The organism is Curtobacterium sp. RM9, assembly GCF_054956955.1.
Genome location: NZ_CM143271.1, coordinates 2,376,513 through 2,392,958, shown reverse-complemented (window position 1 = coordinate 2,392,958; position 16,446 = coordinate 2,376,513). Strand labels below are relative to the sequence as shown.

Sequence of the window (16,446 nt, the reverse complement as noted above, 5' to 3'; positions counted from 1 at the left end):
CCGGGCGACGTGCGGGTGGGACCTCTAGGATTGGTCGGGTGAGCAGAGCGGACCTGAACAAGCGGCCGGACGAGGTGGCGGCCATGTTCGACGACGTCGCCGCGAAGTACGACCTCACGAACGACATCCTCTCCGCGGGCAACGCCCCGCTGTGGCGTGTCGCGACGGTCCGCGCGGTCGACCCCCAGCCCGGCGAGCAGGTGCTCGACATCGCCGCGGGCACGGGCACGAGCGCCGCCGCCTTCGCCAAGAAGGGTGCGGAGGTCACCGCGCTCGACCTGTCCGCCGGCATGATCGCCGTCGGACGCGAGCGCCACCCCGAGATCACCTTCGTGCAGGGCGACGCCGAGCACCTGCCGTTCGACGACGACACCTTCGACGCGGTGTCGATCTCGTTCGGGCTGCGCAACGTGAACGACCCCATGCAGGCGCTGGGCGAGATGCTCCGCGTGCTCAAGCCCGGCGGTCGCCTCGTCATCTGCGAGTTCTCCACGCCGCCGCTCGCGCTGCTGCGCTTCGGCTACGGCGCCTACCTCAAGCGCGTGCTGCCCGGCGTCGCCAAGCTCTCCTCGAGCAACCCGGCGGCCTACCGCTACCTCGCCGAGTCGATCGAGGCGTGGCCCGAGCAGCAGGTCCTCAGCCAGTGGCTGCGCGGAGTGGGCTTCACGATGGTGGCGTACCGGAACCTCACGGCCGGTATCGTCGCACTGCACCGCGGTCGCAAGCCCGTGGCGGGGACGGTCCGCGAGTCCGTCGCCCGTCGGGCGAAGGCCCGCCGGGAGCACCAGCACACCGGCGAGCAGCCGCACGTCGACCCGACCGACGGCTGACCCGCCGCACACCCCCCCCGAACACGGAGCAGCACTTGAACCCGAGCGTCCCGGTCGCACGTCGCGCACCGAGTCTCCGCAAGTCGTTGGGCATCGGCGAGCGACTCTTCGCCACGCCGTCGGAGCGCCGGTTCATCACCGCCGTCGACGACGGGCTCGAACTCGTCGAGCAGGGCCTCGAGCAGGCGATGGCGTCGACCGACACGCTGGCCGACACCACGAGCCGCTACCTGCTCGCCGCGGGCGGCAAGCGCATCCGGCCGACCCTGACGCTGCTCATCGCGCAGCTCGGCGACGGTGTGACCGACGCGGTCGTGAAGGCCGCCGTCAGCATCGAGACCACGCACCTCGCCTCGCTGTACCACGACGACGTCATGGACGAGGCACCGGTGCGACGCGGTGTGCCCGCAGCGCACGTGACCTACGGCAACAACGTCGCGATCCTCACCGGCGACCTGCTCTTCGCCCGGGCCAGCCTCATCACGGCAGACCTCGGCACCGAGGGCATCCGGATGCAGGCCGAGACCTTCCAGCGCCTGTGCATGGGGCAGCTGCACGAGACCACCGGCCCGCAGCCCGAGGACGACCCGGTCGAGCACTACATCCAGGTGCTCAGCGACAAGACCGGCTCGCTCATCGCGACGGCCGCTCGCGCCGGCGTGATGTTCTCCGGCGCCGACCGTGCCTACCTCGACGCCGTCGGTACCTTCGGTGAGAAGGTCGGCGTGGCCTTCCAGCTCGTCGACGACGTCATCGACCTCGCCCCCGCGAAGGACAAGACCGGCAAGATCGCCGGCAACGACCTGCGCGCCGGGGTCGACACCCTGCCGTTGCTGCAGCTCCGTCGGCTCGCGGCGCGTGACCCCGAGGCGGCCGCGCTGCTCGCCCGGATCGAGCACGACGTGAAGGACGCGCCGGACGACGCCGTCGACGGCAGCCCGTACCAGTCCGCCGTCGCCGCACTCCGCGAGCACGAGGCCACCACGGCCACGCGCGCCGTCGCGGTCCGCTGGGCGGAGGAAGCGGTCGACGCCCTCGCCCCGCTGCCCGACGGCACCGTGAAGCGCGCACTGACGCGCTTCGCCGAGTCCGTCGTCGAACGCAGCCGGTAGCGCCGCCACCCGGCGCCGCCGCACCCGAACGAACTGGAGACCTGACGTGCCCACCCTCCGACTCGCCATCGTCGGCGCCGGCCCCGCCGGCATCTACGCCGCGGACATCCTGCTGCGCGAGGCGCACGGCTACGACGTGTCGATCGACCTGTTCGAGCAGCTCCCCGCGCCCTACGGCCTCGTCCGCTACGGCGTCGCGCCGGACCACCCGCGCATCAAGGGGATCGTCAACGCGCTCCGGGACGTGCTCGACCGCGGGGTCGTCCGGCTGTTCGGCAACGTCCGGTTCGGCGAGGACATCACCCTCGACGACCTCAAGAAGCACTACCACGCGGTGCTGTTCTCGACGGGCGCGATCAAGGACGCCGACCTCGACCTGCCCGGCATCGAACTCGACGGCTCGTACGGCGCCGCGGACTTCGTGAGCTGGTTCGACGGCCACCCGGACGTCCCGCGCACCTGGCCGCTGGACGCCTCCAGCGTCGCGGTCATCGGCAACGGCAACGTCGCGCTCGACGTCTCCCGCATCCTCGCCAAGCACGCCGACGACCTGCTGCCGACCGAGATCCCGGACAACGTGTACGAGGGGCTCGCCGCGTCGCCGGTCACCGACGTGCACGTCTTCGGCCGCCGGGGGCCGGCCCAGGTGAAGTTCACGCCGCTCGAGCTCCGCGAACTCGGCGAGCTCCGCGACGTCGACATGATCGTCTACGACGAGGACTTCGACCACGACGAGGCCTCGAAGACCGCGATCGCCACGAACAAGCAGGTCATGGTCATGAACCGCGTGCTCGAGCAGTGGCGCACGCGCGAGACCGGCCAGGCCAGCCGCCGACTCCACCTGCACTTCTACGCGAAGCCCCTCGAGCTCGTCGGCGAGGACGGCAAGGTCGCCGCGATCCGCTACGAGCGCACCCGGCCGGACGGCCAGGGCGGCGTCGAAGGCACGGGCGAGGTCCGCGAGCTCCCCGTCCAGGCGGTCTACCGTGCGGTCGGCTACTTCGGTTCGGCACTGCCCGGCGTGCCGTTCGACGAGCGCTACGGCGTGATCCCGAACCACGAGGGGCAGGTCCTCGGCGAGGACGGCAGCCGCGTGCCCGGCGTCTACGCGACGGGCTGGATCAAGCGCGGGCCCGTCGGCCTCATCGGGCACACCAAGTCCGACGCGATGGAGACCGTCCAGCACATCGTCAACGACCAGGGCAGCTGGTGGACGCCGGAGGACCCGTCCGCCGAGGCCGTCCCGGCGCTGCTCCGCGAGCGGGGCGTCGCCTACACGGACCTCGACGGCTGGCACGCCCTCGACGCCCACGAGCTCGCGCTCGGCGAGGCCCGGGGCCGCGAGCGGGTCAAGGTCGTGCCGCGCGACGAGATGGTCGACGTGTCCCTCGGTCGCACCGGCGCGCCGACGAGCTGACCCCGGCCACCGAGCGATGACCGCCGCACGCCCCGCACCGCCCGCCGCGATGCGGGGCGTCGTCGTGCCGCCCGGACGCCTGCAGGGGGTGGACGTCGCCCGTGCGATCGCCCTGCTCGGCATGATCGGCACCCACGTCGGGGGGATCGCGGACGCGGTGGACTGGTCGGACCCCGGCACGTGGGCCGCGGTGGCGCACGGCCGCTCGTCGTCGCTGTTCGCGGTCCTCGCGGGCGTGTCCGTCGGACTGACCACCGGCCGCACGACGCCCCCGGGCCCGCCGGTGATCTCCCGGATGCGGGCGCGCCTCGCCGTCCGGGCCCTCGTCGTGGTCGCCGTCGGCCTGCTGCTCATGGCCCTGCAGACGCCGGTGTACGTCATCCTGCCGACGTACGGCGCGCTCTTCCTGCTCGTCGTCCCCGTGCTGCGGGTCCGGGCCCGCTGGTTGCTCGTGGCCGCCGCGGCGTGCGCGGTCGCGTCGCCCGTCGTCGCGCTCGGCATCGTGCCGTTCTACGCGGACGCCGGCATGTGGGAGGTGCAGCTCGGCCTGGTCTACCCCGTGGTCACCTTCCTGGCGTACGTGCTCGTCGGTCTCGCGGTCGCCAGGGCCGGACTGGAGGCACGGGGCCGACAGGTCGCGCTCCTCGCGTCCGGCGCACTGGTCGCCGCCACCGCGTACGTCATCGGGAACGTGCTGGCGCCGGTCCCGGCGGACGCGGCGTTCGCGTTCCCCGGCGTCCCGTGGGCCGGGGAGGGCAGCACACCGGGACAGGCGCTCGCGCAGGAGTTCCTCTCGCCGCGGGACCACTCCTCGTCGGTGGTCGACGTCGTCGGGACGGCCGGGATCGCCGTCGCGGTCATCGCGCTCTGCACGCTGGTGTTCGACGGACGCGGACGGACCGCCGCGCGGATCGCGTTCCCGCTCGCTGCGGTCGGCTCGATGCCGTTGACCGTCTACGCCGGGCACCTGGTCGTGCTCGCGTTCCTGCCCACGTACCCGCAGTCGGGCGCTGCGTGGGCGTGGTTCGTGATCGGGGCCGTGCTCGTCGCGGTGCTCTGGCGGCGGTTCCTCGGACGAGGGCCCCTGGAACGGCTCACCCAGGCGGTGACCCGGGTCGTGCCGGACCCCCGCTGACCGGCCACGGTGGTGGTGCCGGGTCGCGGCGGGCCGGGGCGACGCGGCGGACGTGCACCGCGCCTCCCGGCCGGTGCGCTACTGCAGGGCGGCCGTGAGTCGCGCCACGTTGTCGAGGACCTGCGAGCGGCGCGGCCGCTCCAGCCACGCGTCGAGGGTCAGCTCGAAGCTGTGCTCCTTGTACGCCTGCTGCACGTCGCGCAGGGCGTCGACGAAGCGGCGACCGCGGATCATCACGGAGACCTCGAGGTTGAGGCTGAAGGAGCGCATGTCCATGTTGCTCGAGCCGATGACCGACACGTCGTCGTCGATCGTGAAGTGCTTCGCGTGCAGGATCGTCGGCGCGCGGTACAGCCAGATCCGGACGCCGGCCCGCATGAGCTCCTCGTAGTACGAGCGCTGCGCGTGCCAGGTCATCGCGTGGTCGCCCATCTCGCCGACGAAGAGCTCGACCTCGACCCCGCGCTGCGCGGTCGTCGTGATCGCGTAGAGCATCGAGTCGTCCGGCACGAAGTACGGCGAGGTGATCGACACCTTCTGCTGCGCCGCGTACAGCAGCGCGTTGAAGAGGCGCAGGTTGTTCTCGCCGTCGAAGCCCGGGCCACTCGGCACCACCTGGCAGTCGAGGGCGTCGCCACGGTCCGCGCGCTGCACGGGGTCGCTCTCGCGGAGCAGGAGCTCGTCGGTCTCGCTGTACCAGTCGGTGACGAACAGGGCGTTGAGACCGGCGACGACCGGACCCTCGAAGCGTGCGAACAGGTCCTTGTAGACCATGCCGCGCTCGATGTGCGACTTCAGGTCGTAGGACGGGTCGATCAGGTTCTGCGACCCGCTGAAGGCCACCCAGCCGTCGATCACCATGATCTTGCGGTGGTTCCGGAGGTCCGGTCGCTGGAACTTCCCCTGCAGCGGCTTGAGCGGCAGCATGAGGTGCCACTCGATGTTCGCGCGGTCGAGGAACGCCAGCGTGTCCTTGTAGCCCGGGTACCCGCGGCTGGCCCAGTGGTCGAGCAGGAACCGGACCGTGACACCACGTGCCTGCGCACGGGCGAGTGCCTCGAAGAACGGGCGCGTGGTGTCGTCGAGGGTCGCGATGTAGAACTCGACGTGGACGAACCGGCGCGACTGGTCGATCGCGCGGGTCATCTCGTCGAGGCTCTCCTGCGAGTCCGGGTAGAGCTCGGCGGAGTTGCCGCCGACCAGGGGCATCGCGCCGAGCTCACGGTTCAGCTTCGTGATGCTCTCGAGCCACGGCGGCCACGGGTGGTCACGGCGGACCCGCTCGATGCCCTCGGTCTGCTCGAGGATGTACGCGTTGATCTCGGTCTGCTTCTCGCGCCGGGCCCTGGGGAGCTTCGTCGAGCCGATGACCAGGAAGACGACGAACCCGATGTAGGGGATCAGGAAGATCGCGAGCAGCCAGGCCGTCGCGGTCTGGGGCTTCCGGTTGTAGGGGACGTAGACGATCGAGAAGACGCGGATCGCGAGGTCCAGCAGGACCAGCAGGACGATGACCGCGACGGTGAGCCAGTGCTCCAAGACGGCGGCGCTAGCGGAAGTTGATGAACTGGAGCGGCACGTCGAACTCTTCGCCCTTGAGCAGCTGGATCGTGTTCTGCAGGTCGTCGCGGCTCTTCGAGGAGACGCGGAGCTCGTCGCCCTGGATCTGGTTCTTCACCGTCTTCGGGGCGTTCGCGCGGAGGAACGCGCCGATCTTCTTGGCGACGTCCTGCTCGATGCCGTTCTTGAACTTCACCTCGATGCGGTACTCCTTGCCCGAGGGGTAGGGGTCGCCGGCGTCGAGGCTCTTCAAGGAGATGTTCCGCTTGATCGCCTTGCTCTGCAGCACGTCGAGGACGGCCTTGGCGCGCTCCTCGGAGTTCGCCTTGATGAGGACGTCCTCGCCGCTGAAGGCGATCGAGGCGTCGGCACCCTTGAAGTCGTACCGCTGTTCGATCTCCTTGGCGGCCTGGTTGAGGGCGTTCTCCGCCTCCATCTTGTCGACCTTGCTGACCACGTCGAAGGAGCTGTCTGCCATGCCGGACAGCCTATCCGGGCACGCCGGACGCGGTGCGGCCCCTGTGGAGGGGGTCCGGTCCGCGGGTGGTCACGAGCAGCCTCCGCCATCCGCTATGCTCTTGGAGCGCCTTCGGTTGGTGATCACACGAGCCGGGTGCGCGCATGGCGAGTTACCCAAGCGGCCAAAGGGATCTGACTGTAAATCAGCCGGCGTAGCCTTCGGGGGTTCGAATCCCTCACTCGCCACCACGGACACGGCCCCGACCTCACTGGTCGGGGCCGTTCGCGTTCCGGGTCGTCCGCGTTCTGCGTCGTCCGCGGTCCGCTGTTCGCGTCGTGGGCCGTTCGCGGTCCGGCAGGGTCGTGGTGCGGCAGGCTGGGGGCATGCCGGAGTCCTCAACCCCCGTCCAGTTCGCCGACCTCGCCGAGTCGATCGCGCTCGAAGCAGCCGCTCTCGCGGCCCGACGTCGTGCCGAGGGGGTCGAGGTGGCCGACCGGAAGTCGAGCATCGTCGACGTCGTCACCGCGGCCGACCGCGAGGTCGAGGCGCTCATCCGTGCCCGCATCGCCGAGGCGCGGCCCGAGGACGCCTTCCACGGCGAGGAGTCCGGCAGCGGCACGGGGACCTCGGGCATCACGTGGGTGGTCGACCCGATCGACGGCACCGTCAACTACCTCTACGGCAGCGCCGAGTACGGCGTGAGCATCGGTGTCGTCCGGGGGAGTGCCGACCCGATGACGTGGGAGCCGATCGCGGGGGTCGTCGTCGCCCCGGCCACCGGCGTCGTCCACCGTGCGGTCGCCGGGCAGGGCGCGACCCGGGACGGCGTGCCGCTCCGCGTCCGGACGCCGGCGTCGCTCGCCGAGACCCTCGTCGCCACCGGCTTCGGCTACACCGCCGACCGCCGCCGTGAGCAGGTCGCGGTGCTCGCCGGGCTCATCGGCGAGGTGCGTGACATCCGCCGGGGCGGGTCGGCGTCACTCGACTCCTGCGCGGTCGGGGTCGGCACGGTGGACGCGTACTACGAGCGCGGGGTGAACGCGTGGGACATCGCCGCCGGGTCGATGGTCGCCGCGGAAGCCGGTGCGACGGTGCGGATCTGGGAGGCCGGCGGCACCCGCTCGTTCCTCTTCGCGAGCCCCGCCGTGGCGGACGAGCTCGAGGGCCTGCTGCGCTTCCTGGAGCTGGGTGTCCTCGGGGACTGACTGGCGGGGCGGCGGCACGTTTGCTAGCGTGCTCCAGTCCCGTTACCTGCTCGTTACCATCGAGCGCACCACGCCCCGATCAGGATCACTCGCGAACGCATGCCCCACTCCTCTCTCACGTCCGGCCACACGAACGGCACCGTCGACGCACCGGAACCGGTCGTCCACCTGACCCGACGGGCTCGGCGCGAAGCGGAACGAGCGGCGGCGACCGCCTCGGGTGCGTCCTTCGAGGACGTGCTCCAGGCCGCGGCGCCGACGACCCCGGCCGCCCCGGTCTCCCCGATCGACCTCGCACCGTCCTCGCCGGTGCTGCCGGAGCCGACCTCGGGCGTGGTCACGCCGCCGGCGCCGACGTCGCCCGTCGTCGGGTCGGCCGTGGCCGCTGCGCCCGCTGCCGTGACCGAGGCCGGCTCGGCGGGTGTGGACAGCGTGCGTGCAGCCGCGCCCGCTGCGTCCTCGCCCCGCCGGGTGATCGGCCAGGTGCCCGCATCGCGGGGTCGCCGTCCGGTCCGGAGCGCCGCCACGGTGCACGCCGACCGCGCCACCCGCCACATCCCGGCAGCCCCCGCGCGCGCCGCGGCGACACCCGCCCGACCCGCGGGCGCCTCGTTCCGCCGTGCTGCCTCGCGGGTGACCGCGGTCGGTGCCCTGCTCTTCGCCGCGGGGCTCGTCGTCTCCACGTCCGTGCCCGCGCAGGCCTTCTGGACCCCGGGTGCCGACGGCTCCTCGGTCCGTTCCGGCGCCACGGGCGCGACCCAGTCGCTCAGCGTCGAGGCCGGAGCCGGTGACGCCGAGACCGGCCGCGACCAGTACTCGGTGACCGCGGCGACGCAGTACAAGAACGTCGACGCCTCGAGCTTCACGAACGACCCCGCCGGCACGATCCAGTGGCCGTTCCTCACCGGCGTCCCGATCACGTCCGGCTTCGGCGGCCGTCAGGTCGAGGGGTGCTCGTTCTGCTCCACGAACCACATGGGCGTCGACTTCGCGCCCGGCGAGGGCACCCCGATCCGGTCGGTCGCCGCGGGCACCGTCATCAAGGTGCAGGCGCACGACGGCGGCTTCGGCAACGACGTCTGGGTCCAGCACGACGTCGACGGCAAGCAGTTCGTCAGCGTCTACGGCCACATGAAGGACGACACCTTCAAGGTCGTCTCGGGTCAGACGGTCGAGGTCGGTGACGAGCTCGGCGAGGTCGGCTCGACGGGCAACTCGACCGGGCCGCACCTGCACCTGGAGATCCACGTCGACGGCGTCCCGGTGGACCCGCTGACCTGGCTCCGGGCCAACGCGAACTAGCGGATCCGCGCGGCACGCCCGGGCGTCACGTCCGGTTCCTGACCACCGTCGCGGGTCTGCTATCCTCGTGTGGTGCCGCCGAGCGGCACTCGCCCCGATAGCTCAGTGGTAGAGCACTTCCATGGTAAGGAAGGGGTCGTCAGTTCAATCCTGACTCGGGGCTCCGACCCGGAGCTGTAGTTGCTCCGGATCTCTGGCGGGGTAGCTCAGTTGGTTAGAGCACACGACTCATAATCGTGGGGTCACGGGTTCAAGTCCCGTCCTCGCTACCACGGGCCCGGCGATCTCTTCGCCGGGCTTTCGTCGTTCCCGGGGGGAGTGCGCCGGTCGTGCCTGCCGCGCTCGGGCGTCGGTGGTGCGGTGTCGGAGTCGATCCGGTCCAGCCCGGCCCACGTTCGCCGTGCTGCTCGTGCGTGCCCGGTGTTTCCCGTCGCGCGCGCGATGGGAAGTGTGATCGGGCGTACCTGGTGCGCAGGGACGTCGGGTACGCCCGGGAACGCCGGGCATGCCCGGAAGCGCCAGGCGCCCGCGCCGGACGCCCCGCGCGCAGCCCCGTCCCGCGCCCGCGCCAGCGCCTCGCGGCTCAGGACGCGCGGCGGTCCGTCCGCGCGACGAGCACGCCGGCCGAGCGCAGCGACCCCTCGATCGACGTCGTGACCTGGTGCCACGCCGTGCGCCGACGCCCCGCACCGATGCCCCCGCCGGACACCGCGGTGCCGTGCCCCGAGTGCCGCAGCGTGATCGTGGTCGAGGTCCCCGTGACGGTCGTCGACAGCTCGTACCGTCGGAACTCCCGCGTCGGGTGGACGAGTGCCCCGAGCAGGATCGTCAGCGCCCGGCTGCCCCGGGTCGCGGTGATCGTCCCGCCGGTGGACTCCACCCGGTGTCCCGCCTGCCGGAGGGTCGCGCCCGCGACCTCCATGGCCGTGCAGCGGTCGCCGGTGTGCACCGCGAACTCGGTCGTCGTCTCCATTGCTCTCCCCATCCCCGGAGTCGGTACGGCGCGGCGCCCCCCGGTGCCGCGTCCCCGCAGCATAACCGATGCAAACTCATGAACACCTGGAAGACCAGCGGTTAGACTCCCGGACGTGTCTGTGAACCCCGAGCTCGTCGGCAGGACGTTCCCGCCGGCCCAGCCCTACCTGGTCGGTCGTGAGAAGGTGCGCGAGTTCTCCCGTGCCGTCTTCGCGACGAACCCGGTCCACCACGACCCCGAGGCCGCGCGTGCCGCGGGGTACGCGGACGTCGTCGCACCCCCGACCTTCGCCGTCGTGGTGCAGGAGGCGACGCTCGCCCAGCTCCTCGCCGAGCCGGACGCCGGCATCGACTTCTCGCGCGTCGTGCACGGCGAGCAGGCGTTCACCTACGACCGCCCGATCGTCGCCGGCGACGAGCTCACCGCGACCCTGACGGTCACGAGCGTCAAGACCCTCGGCGGCAACGCCATGGTCACCGCCGAGTCCGCCGTGGTCGACGCCGACGGCGAGCACGTCGTCACGGCCACGTCCACCCTCGTCGTCCGAGGAGCAGACGCATGAGCACCGCACCCGCCACCACCGTCGAGGTCGGCACCGTCGTCGCCGAACGCGACGTCCACCTCACCCGTGACTCGCTCGTCCGGTACGCCGGCGCCTCGGGCGACTTCAACCCCATCCACTACCGCGACGACGTGGCCGCCTCCGTCGGGCTGCCCGGTGTCCTCGCGCACGGCATGCTCACGATGGGCCTCGCCGTCCAGCCGGTCTCCGAGTGGCTCGGCGACCGCGGCTGGGTCGTCCGCTACGGCGTGCGCTTCACCCGGCCCGTCGTGGTCGACCCGGAGCAGGGCGCGACCGTCAGCGTCGTCGCGAAGGTCGGCACCGTCGACGAGGACGGCCGTCCGCAGCGCATCGACCTCACCGTGACCGCCGCCGGGCAGACCGTGCTCGGCAAGGCGCAGGTCACGGTGGCGTTCCGCTGACCGTGTCGGACCCCGTGCTCGCCGACCTCACGACGCTGCGCGTCGGCGGTCCGGCCACCCGCGTCCTCACGGCCACGACGACCGACGAACTGGTCGCCGCGGCGCACGACGCATGGTCCGACGACGAGTGGCTCGTCCTCGGCGGCGGCAGCAACCTCCTCGCCGCAGACGACGGCTTCGCCGGCACCGTCGTGCTCGTCCGCACGCGCGGCATCGAGCACGAGGGGACCGCCGACGGCGTCACCGTCCGCGTCGCGGCCGGTGAGCCGTGGGACGCGTTCGTCGCCACGACCGTCGACAACGGATGGACCGGCCTGGAGGCGCTCAGCGGCATCCCGGGCACCGTCGGTGCGTCCCCGGTGCAGAACATCGGCGCCTACGGGGTCGAACTGTCCGACGTGCTCACCCGGGTCGAGTTCCTCGACGCGTCGACGGGGGAGCGCGCGTGGGTGGACGCGGCCGAGCTGGCGCTCGGCTACCGCACCTCGACACTGAAGCACGGACGCCGGGGCGTGGTCCTGACGGTGGAGTTCCGGCTCGGCACGGCGCCCGAGGCCGGCGTGCCGGTCCGGTACGCCCAGCTCGCCGGGTCGCTCGGCGTCGAGCTCGGCACCCCGGTCGACCCGGCCACGATCCGCGAGACCGTGTTGCGGCTGCGGTCCTCGAAGGGCATGGTGCTCGACGACGCCGACCCGGACACGTGGAGCGCGGGGTCGTTCTTCACGAACCCGATCGTCTCGGCCGCCTTCGCGGACACGCTGCCCGCTGACGCGCCGCGCTGGCTCGCCGGCGGGGACGTCAAGCTCAGCGCTGCGTGGCTCATCGAGCACGCCGGGGTGCACCGCGGCTACGCGGTGCCGGGCTCCCGCGCGGGGATCTCGACCAAGCACACGCTCGCGCTCACGAACCGAGGCGGCGCGACCGCGGCGCAGGTCGCGGAGCTCGCCCGCTACGTCCAGGTGACCGTCCTCAACCGCTTCGGGGTCTCGCTCGTGCCGGAACCCGTCGTGGTGGGCGACCTGCTCGCCTGACGCGCCACGCGCCTCCAGACCGGTCGTGCCGGAACGACGACGGGCCCGTCTCCTGCAGGAGACGGGCCCGTCGTCACCGGGTCAGGCGGAGAAGAACTCCGTCAGGCGGCGGACGCCCTCGGCGATGTCGTCGTCGCCGAGCGCGTAGGACAGGCGGAGGTAGCCCGACGGGCCGAAGGCCTCGCCCGGCACCACCGCGACCTCGGCGTGCTCGAGGATCAGGTCGGCGAGCTCGAGCGTGGTGGTCGGGGTCGAGCCGGCCCACTCGCGGCCGAGCAGCGCCGTCACGTCGGGGTAGACGTAGAAGGCACCCTGCGGGGTGGGCGTGACGACGCCCGGGATCGCGTTGAGGCCGGCGACGATCGCTCGGCGGCGGCGGTCGAAGGCCTCGCGCATCGCCTCGACGGGCTCTTGGGGGCCCGTCAGGGCGGCGATCGCGGCGCGCTGCGACACGTTCGAGACGTTCGACGACAGGTGCGACTGCAGGTTGGACGCTGCCTTCACTGCGTCGGCCGGGCCGATGAACCACCCGACGCGCCAGCCGGTCATCGCGTACGTCTTCGCGACGCCGTTCACGAGGATCGTCGTGTCGGCGAGGGCCGGGACCGCCTCGAGGATGCCCGTGAAGCGGACGCCGTCGTAGACGAGGTCCTGGTAGATCTCGTCGCTGATCACCCAGATGCCGTGCTCGAGCGCCCACTCGCCGATCGCCTTCGTCTGCTCGGCGGAGTACACCGAGCCCGTCGGGTTCGAGGGGGAGCAGAACAGCAGGGCCTTCGTGCGCGGGGTCCGTGCGGCCTCGAGCTGCTCGACCGTGACGAGGTAGTCCTGGTCGCTGCCGGCGAAGACCTCGACCGGCACACCGCCCGCGAGGGCGATCGCCTCGGGGTACGTGGTCCAGTACGGGGCGGGGAGGAGGACCTCGTCACCCGCGTCGACGATGGTCTGGAAGGCCTGGTAGACGGCCTGCTTGCCGCCGTTCGTGACGATGACCTGCGACGGGTCGACGGCGATGCCGGACTCGCGTGCCGTCTTGTCGGCGATCGCGCGCTTGAGTTCGGGCAGGCCGGTGGCCGGCGTGTACCGGTGGTTCGCCGGGTCCTGCGCGGCCTGCACCGCGGCGTCGACGACGTGCGGCGGCGTGGCGAAGTCCGGCTCGCCCGCGGCGAAGGAGACGACGGGACGCCCGGCGGCCTTCAGCGCCTTGGCCTTCGCATCGACCTTGAGCGTGGCAGACTCGGCGATCGCGGCGATGCGCGACGCGATCCGCGGCCGGTCGGCGGGCGCGGCGGCGGCGGCGCTGGACGGCAGGTGGGCGGTGGACTCGGGGCCGGGGGCTTCGGTGCTCACGGCCCCCAGCCTATCGGCGCGGCACGCCGGAGCATCCGTCAAGTGGACACCGTGTGATCGACTCCCGTACACTCGACCACCGGAACACGGAACGGTGACGGAACGTGTTGCGAAGGGCGGTGGCTCAATTGGTAGAGCAGCGGTCTCCAAAACCGCAGGTTGCAGGTTCGAGTCCTGTCCGCCCTGCAAATCTGGAAGGGTAGAAGTTGGCGAGCAAAGACATGGAGACGACGGCGGACGACGTCGTCGCCAAGGCGAAGCGCGACCGGGCTGACCGCCGTGGTCCCTTCGCTGCCATCGTGCTCTTCATCCGCCAGGTCATCGGCGAACTGCGCAAGGTCGTCACGCCGACCCGCAAGGAGCTCTTCAGCTACACCGGTGTCGTCCTGGTCTTCGTCGTCGTGATGATGATCCTGGTCTCGATCCTCGACTTCGTGTTCGGTCTCGGCGTCGGCTACGTCTTCGGCAACGGGCCCACGGCCTGACCCGGACCTCGGCTGTCCTGTCCGCGTGCGGACAGGAGTACGGTCGCCCGAGACGGCGACGGACGTGAAGCACTCCGCCCGCCAACCCGACCCGCACAACCGAACGGAAAGAACCGACAGTGTCTGACAACTCCCGCGACGACATCGATCTCGCCACGGCTGCCGAGCAGTCCTCCGAGGTCGAGGAGAACCAGGAAGGCGACGTCGAGACGGCCGAGGGGCGTTCGGTCGAGTCGGCTGAAGAGCGTGCGATCTCGATCGAGGACGAGGACGACGAGTCCCTCGGGCTGAGCGACGAGCCGGACGACGGCACGGTCGACACCTCCATCGACGAGGCGCTCACCGCCCTCGCCGAGTCCCGCGACCCCGAGGCCGACGCGATCGTCGACGACGCGCTCGAGATCGACACCGCCGACGAGGCCGAGGCCGCCGTCGAGGCGGTCGAGGACGAAGAGGAACTCGAGCTCGAGGCCGAGTCCGCCGCCGAGGCGAACGCCACGATCGCCGCCGACGAGGCAGCGGACGCGCTCGGCGACGACGCCGAGGAAGCCGAGGTCGACCCGTACGAGGCCTTCAAGGCCGAGCTGCGGATGAAGCCGGGCAAGTGGTACGTCATCCACTCCTACGCGGGCTTCGAGCGCCGCGTGAAGTCGAACATCGAGAACCGCATGGTGTCGATGTCGATGGAGGACTACATCTACCAGGTCGAGGTCCCGATGGAGGACGTCGTCGAGATCAAGAACGGGCAGCGCAAGCTGGTCACCCGCGTCCGGATCCCCTCGTACGTGCTCGTCCGCATGGACCTCGACGAGGACTCGTGGTCGGTCGTCCGTCACACGCCGGGTGTCACCGGCTTCGTCGGCAACGCCCACAACCCGACGCCGCTCCGTTTCGACGAGGCGTTCGGCATGCTGAAGTCGCTCGTGCAGGTCGCCGAGGCCGCTCCGACCAAGGGCGGGGGCAAGTCCGGCGGTGCCGCACAGGCGCAGCCGCAGGCCGAGGTCGACTTCGAGATCGGCGAGACGATCACCATCAAGGAGGGCTCGTTCGCGGGTCTGCCGGGGTCGATCTCCGAGATCAAGCCGGAGAGCGGCAAGCTCACGGTCCTCGTCTCGCTGTTCGAGCGCGAGACGCCGGTCGAGCTCAGCTTCGACCAGGTCACCAAGCTCTAGACCGATCCCGAGGATCGGCTAGACTACTGAGGTTTGGCCCCGCACGCTGCGGCATGCGGGGCTTCACCGCGGTCCGGAACGGCCGGGCCAGCGGGAGAGTGCACGGGTCCCCGTGCGTTCGATTCCAGGAGGAAAGCGAAGAATGGCACCGAAGAAGAAGGTCACGGGCCTGATCAAGCTGCAGATCAACGCGGGCGCCGCCAACCCGGCCCCGCCGATCGGTCCGGCGCTGGGTCAGCACGGCGTGAACATCATGGAGTTCTGCAAGGCGTACAACGCCGCGACCGAGTCGCAGCGCGGAAACGTCGTCCCGGTCGAGATCACCGTCTACGAGGACCGTTCGTTCACGTTCGTCCTCAAGACCCCGCCGGCCGCGGAGCTCATCAAGAAGGCAGCGGGTGTGCAGAAGGGGTCCTCGACCCCGCACACGGTCAAGGTCGCGAAGATCTCGATGGACCAGGTCCGTCAGATCGCCGAGACCAAGCAGGCCGACCTGAACGCCAACGACATCGAGCAGGCCGCGAAGATCATCGCCGGCACCGCGCGCTCGATGGGCATCACGGTCGAGGCCTGAGCCTCACCGCTTCAGGCACACACCCCAACCCTTCCGTGGGAGAGCCTCGCCGGCTCGTCAACCACGTAGCTCCCAAGGAGAACACCATGGCGAAGAAGTCCAAGGCCTACCAGGCCGCGGCCGCGAAGATCGAGGCCGACAAGTTCTACACCCCGACCGAGGCCGTCGCCCTGGCTAAGGAGACCGGTTCCTCGAAGACCGACTCCACGGTCGAGGTCGCGCTCAAGCTCGGCGTCGACCCGCGCAAGGCGGACCAGATGGTCCGTGGCACGGTCATCCTGCCGCACGGCACGGGCAAGACCGCCCGCGTCATCGTCTTCGCGGTCGGCGCTGCGGCTGAGGCCGCCATCGCCGCCGGTGCGGACGAGGTCGGCGGCGACGAGCTCATCGCGAAGGTCGCCGAGGGCTACACCGCCTTCGACTCCGCCGTCGCGACGCCGGAGCTCATGGGCAAGGTCGGTCGTCTCGGCAAGGTGCTCGGCCCGCGTGGCCTCATGCCGAACCCGAAGACCGGCACCGTGACCCCGAACGTGGCGCAGGCCGTCAACGACATCAAGGGCGGTAAGATCGAGTTCCGCGTCGACAAGCACGCCAACGTGCACTTCGTCGTCGGCAAGGCCTCGTTCACGCCGGAGCAGCTCGACGAGAACATCTCGACCGCGCTCGAGGAGATCAACCGCCTCAAGCCGAGCGCCTCGAAGGGCCGCTACATCATGAAGGGCGCCGTCTCGACGACCTTCGGCCCGGGCATCCCGCTCGACGTCAACTCGATCTGATCCACTGATCGTTCCAGGAAGGCCCGCACCGGTTCTGGTGCGGGCCTTCCTGCGTGTCGGCTCGCGGTCCCGCTAGC

17 protein-coding genes and 4 tRNA genes are annotated in these 16,446 nt (G+C 71.1%); 17 read left to right on the top strand and 4 right to left on the bottom strand.

The genetic code is table 11. The annotated features are described in order from the left end of the window. Nucleotides 1–38 precede the first annotated feature (38 nt). From ACY3FI_RS11265 to ACY3FI_RS11250, 4 genes are read left to right on the top strand one after another with little or no spacing between them, the layout of a single operon-like run. A complete protein-coding gene (locus ACY3FI_RS11265; RefSeq protein WP_462547617.1) occupies nt 39–830 on the top strand; it encodes a demethylmenaquinone methyltransferase in 792 nt (263 codons plus the stop codon). A gap of 35 nt (nt 831–865) precedes the next feature. Further along, nucleotides 866–1,942 (top strand): polyprenyl synthetase family protein, encoded by a 1,077-nt coding sequence (locus ACY3FI_RS11260; RefSeq protein ID WP_462547616.1) that lies wholly within the window; start codon nt 866–868, stop codon nt 1,940–1,942. A 46-nt stretch (nt 1,943–1,988) separates the two neighbouring features. Continuing rightward, entirely contained in the window at nt 1,989–3,359 is a 1,371-nt protein-coding gene (locus tag ACY3FI_RS11255; RefSeq protein WP_462547615.1) for an FAD-dependent oxidoreductase, read from the top strand. Nucleotides 3,360–3,375: 16 nt separating this feature from the next. Further along, on the top strand, nt 3,376–4,494 hold the full coding sequence (locus tag ACY3FI_RS11250; RefSeq protein WP_462547614.1) for a heparan-alpha-glucosaminide N-acetyltransferase domain-containing protein: 1,119 nt from the start codon (nt 3,376–3,378) through the stop codon (nt 4,492–4,494). Nucleotides 4,495–4,572: 78 nt separating this feature from the next. Here ACY3FI_RS11250 and cls read toward each other — a convergent pair whose 3' ends face one another. Then, nucleotides 4,573–6,033 (bottom strand): cardiolipin synthase, encoded by a 1,461-nt coding sequence (cls, locus tag ACY3FI_RS11245; protein WP_462547613.1) that lies wholly within the window; start codon nt 6,031–6,033, stop codon nt 4,573–4,575. 10 nt (nt 6,034–6,043) lie between these two features. After that, nucleotides 6,044–6,532, bottom strand: coding sequence for a YajQ family cyclic di-GMP-binding protein (locus ACY3FI_RS11240; protein ID WP_069712130.1), 489 nt, complete (start codon nt 6,530–6,532; stop codon nt 6,044–6,046). 145 nt (nt 6,533–6,677) lie between these two features. Here ACY3FI_RS11240 and ACY3FI_RS11235 point away from each other — a divergent pair. From ACY3FI_RS11235 to ACY3FI_RS11215, 5 genes are all read left to right on the top strand, one after another. Further along, nucleotides 6,678–6,762: transfer RNA gene (locus ACY3FI_RS11235), tRNA-Tyr, on the top strand. Between the two features lie 135 nt (nt 6,763–6,897). Further along, entirely contained in the window at nt 6,898–7,719 is an 822-nt protein-coding gene (locus tag ACY3FI_RS11230) for an inositol monophosphatase family protein (protein ID WP_462547612.1), read from the top strand. A 99-nt stretch (nt 7,720–7,818) separates the two neighbouring features. Then, on the top strand, nt 7,819–9,021 hold the full coding sequence (locus ACY3FI_RS11225) for a M23 family metallopeptidase (RefSeq protein WP_462547611.1): 1,203 nt from the start codon (nt 7,819–7,821) through the stop codon (nt 9,019–9,021). Nucleotides 9,022–9,112: 91 nt separating this feature from the next. Beyond that, nucleotides 9,113–9,184: transfer RNA gene (locus tag ACY3FI_RS11220), tRNA-Thr, on the top strand. 32 nt (nt 9,185–9,216) lie between these two features. Continuing rightward, nucleotides 9,217–9,293, top strand: a tRNA-Met gene (locus tag ACY3FI_RS11215). Nucleotides 9,294–9,604: 311 nt separating this feature from the next. Here the strand turns inward: ACY3FI_RS11215 and ACY3FI_RS11210 are convergent. Then, complete coding sequence (locus ACY3FI_RS11210) at nt 9,605–9,994, bottom strand: hypothetical protein (protein ID WP_462547610.1); 390 nt, start codon at nt 9,992–9,994, stop codon at nt 9,605–9,607. A gap of 115 nt (nt 9,995–10,109) precedes the next feature. Between ACY3FI_RS11210 and ACY3FI_RS11205 the strand changes: the two genes are divergently transcribed. From ACY3FI_RS11205 to ACY3FI_RS11195, 3 genes are read left to right on the top strand one after another with little or no spacing between them, the layout of a single operon-like run. After that, nucleotides 10,110–10,559: an FAS1-like dehydratase domain-containing protein gene (locus ACY3FI_RS11205; protein ID WP_462547609.1), complete on the top strand. Its 450-nt coding sequence runs from the start codon at nt 10,110–10,112 to the stop codon at nt 10,557–10,559. Then, complete coding sequence (locus tag ACY3FI_RS11200; protein ID WP_462547608.1) at nt 10,556–10,981, top strand: MaoC/PaaZ C-terminal domain-containing protein; 426 nt, start codon at nt 10,556–10,558, stop codon at nt 10,979–10,981. Before ACY3FI_RS11205 ends, ACY3FI_RS11200 begins: the two co-directional genes overlap by 4 nt. A 2-nt stretch (nt 10,982–10,983) precedes the next feature. Beyond that, on the top strand, nt 10,984–12,012 hold the full coding sequence (locus tag ACY3FI_RS11195; RefSeq protein ID WP_462547607.1) for a UDP-N-acetylmuramate dehydrogenase: 1,029 nt from the start codon (nt 10,984–10,986) through the stop codon (nt 12,010–12,012). An 81-nt stretch (nt 12,013–12,093) separates the two neighbouring features. Here the strand turns inward: ACY3FI_RS11195 and ACY3FI_RS11190 are convergent, their stop codons facing one another. Further along, on the bottom strand, nt 12,094–13,323 hold the full coding sequence (locus ACY3FI_RS11190; protein ID WP_462550349.1) for a pyridoxal phosphate-dependent aminotransferase: 1,230 nt from the start codon (nt 13,321–13,323) through the stop codon (nt 12,094–12,096). Nucleotides 13,324–13,475: 152 nt separating this feature from the next. On the opposite strand from ACY3FI_RS11190, the gene ACY3FI_RS11185 reads away from it, so the two are divergent. From ACY3FI_RS11185 to rplA, 5 genes are all read left to right on the top strand, one after another. Beyond that, nucleotides 13,476–13,548, top strand: a tRNA-Trp gene (locus ACY3FI_RS11185). Nucleotides 13,549–13,583: 35 nt separating this feature from the next. After that, nucleotides 13,584–13,847: a preprotein translocase subunit SecE gene (gene secE / locus ACY3FI_RS11180; protein WP_462550348.1), complete on the top strand. Its 264-nt coding sequence runs from the start codon at nt 13,584–13,586 to the stop codon at nt 13,845–13,847. Nucleotides 13,848–13,966: 119 nt separating this feature from the next. After that, a complete protein-coding gene (gene nusG, locus ACY3FI_RS11175) occupies nt 13,967–15,019 on the top strand; it encodes a transcription termination/antitermination protein NusG (protein ID WP_462547606.1) in 1,053 nt (350 codons plus the stop codon). A gap of 142 nt (nt 15,020–15,161) precedes the next feature. Continuing rightward, a complete protein-coding gene (rplK, locus tag ACY3FI_RS11170; protein WP_017888638.1) occupies nt 15,162–15,593 on the top strand; it encodes a 50S ribosomal protein L11 in 432 nt (143 codons plus the stop codon). Nucleotides 15,594–15,679: 86 nt separating this feature from the next. Continuing rightward, the gene (gene rplA / locus ACY3FI_RS11165; RefSeq protein ID WP_462547605.1) at nt 15,680–16,369 is read left to right on the top strand and encodes a 50S ribosomal protein L1; all 690 of its coding nucleotides are present in this window, start codon (nt 15,680–15,682) and stop codon (nt 16,367–16,369) included. Nucleotides 16,370–16,446 lie beyond the last annotated feature (77 nt).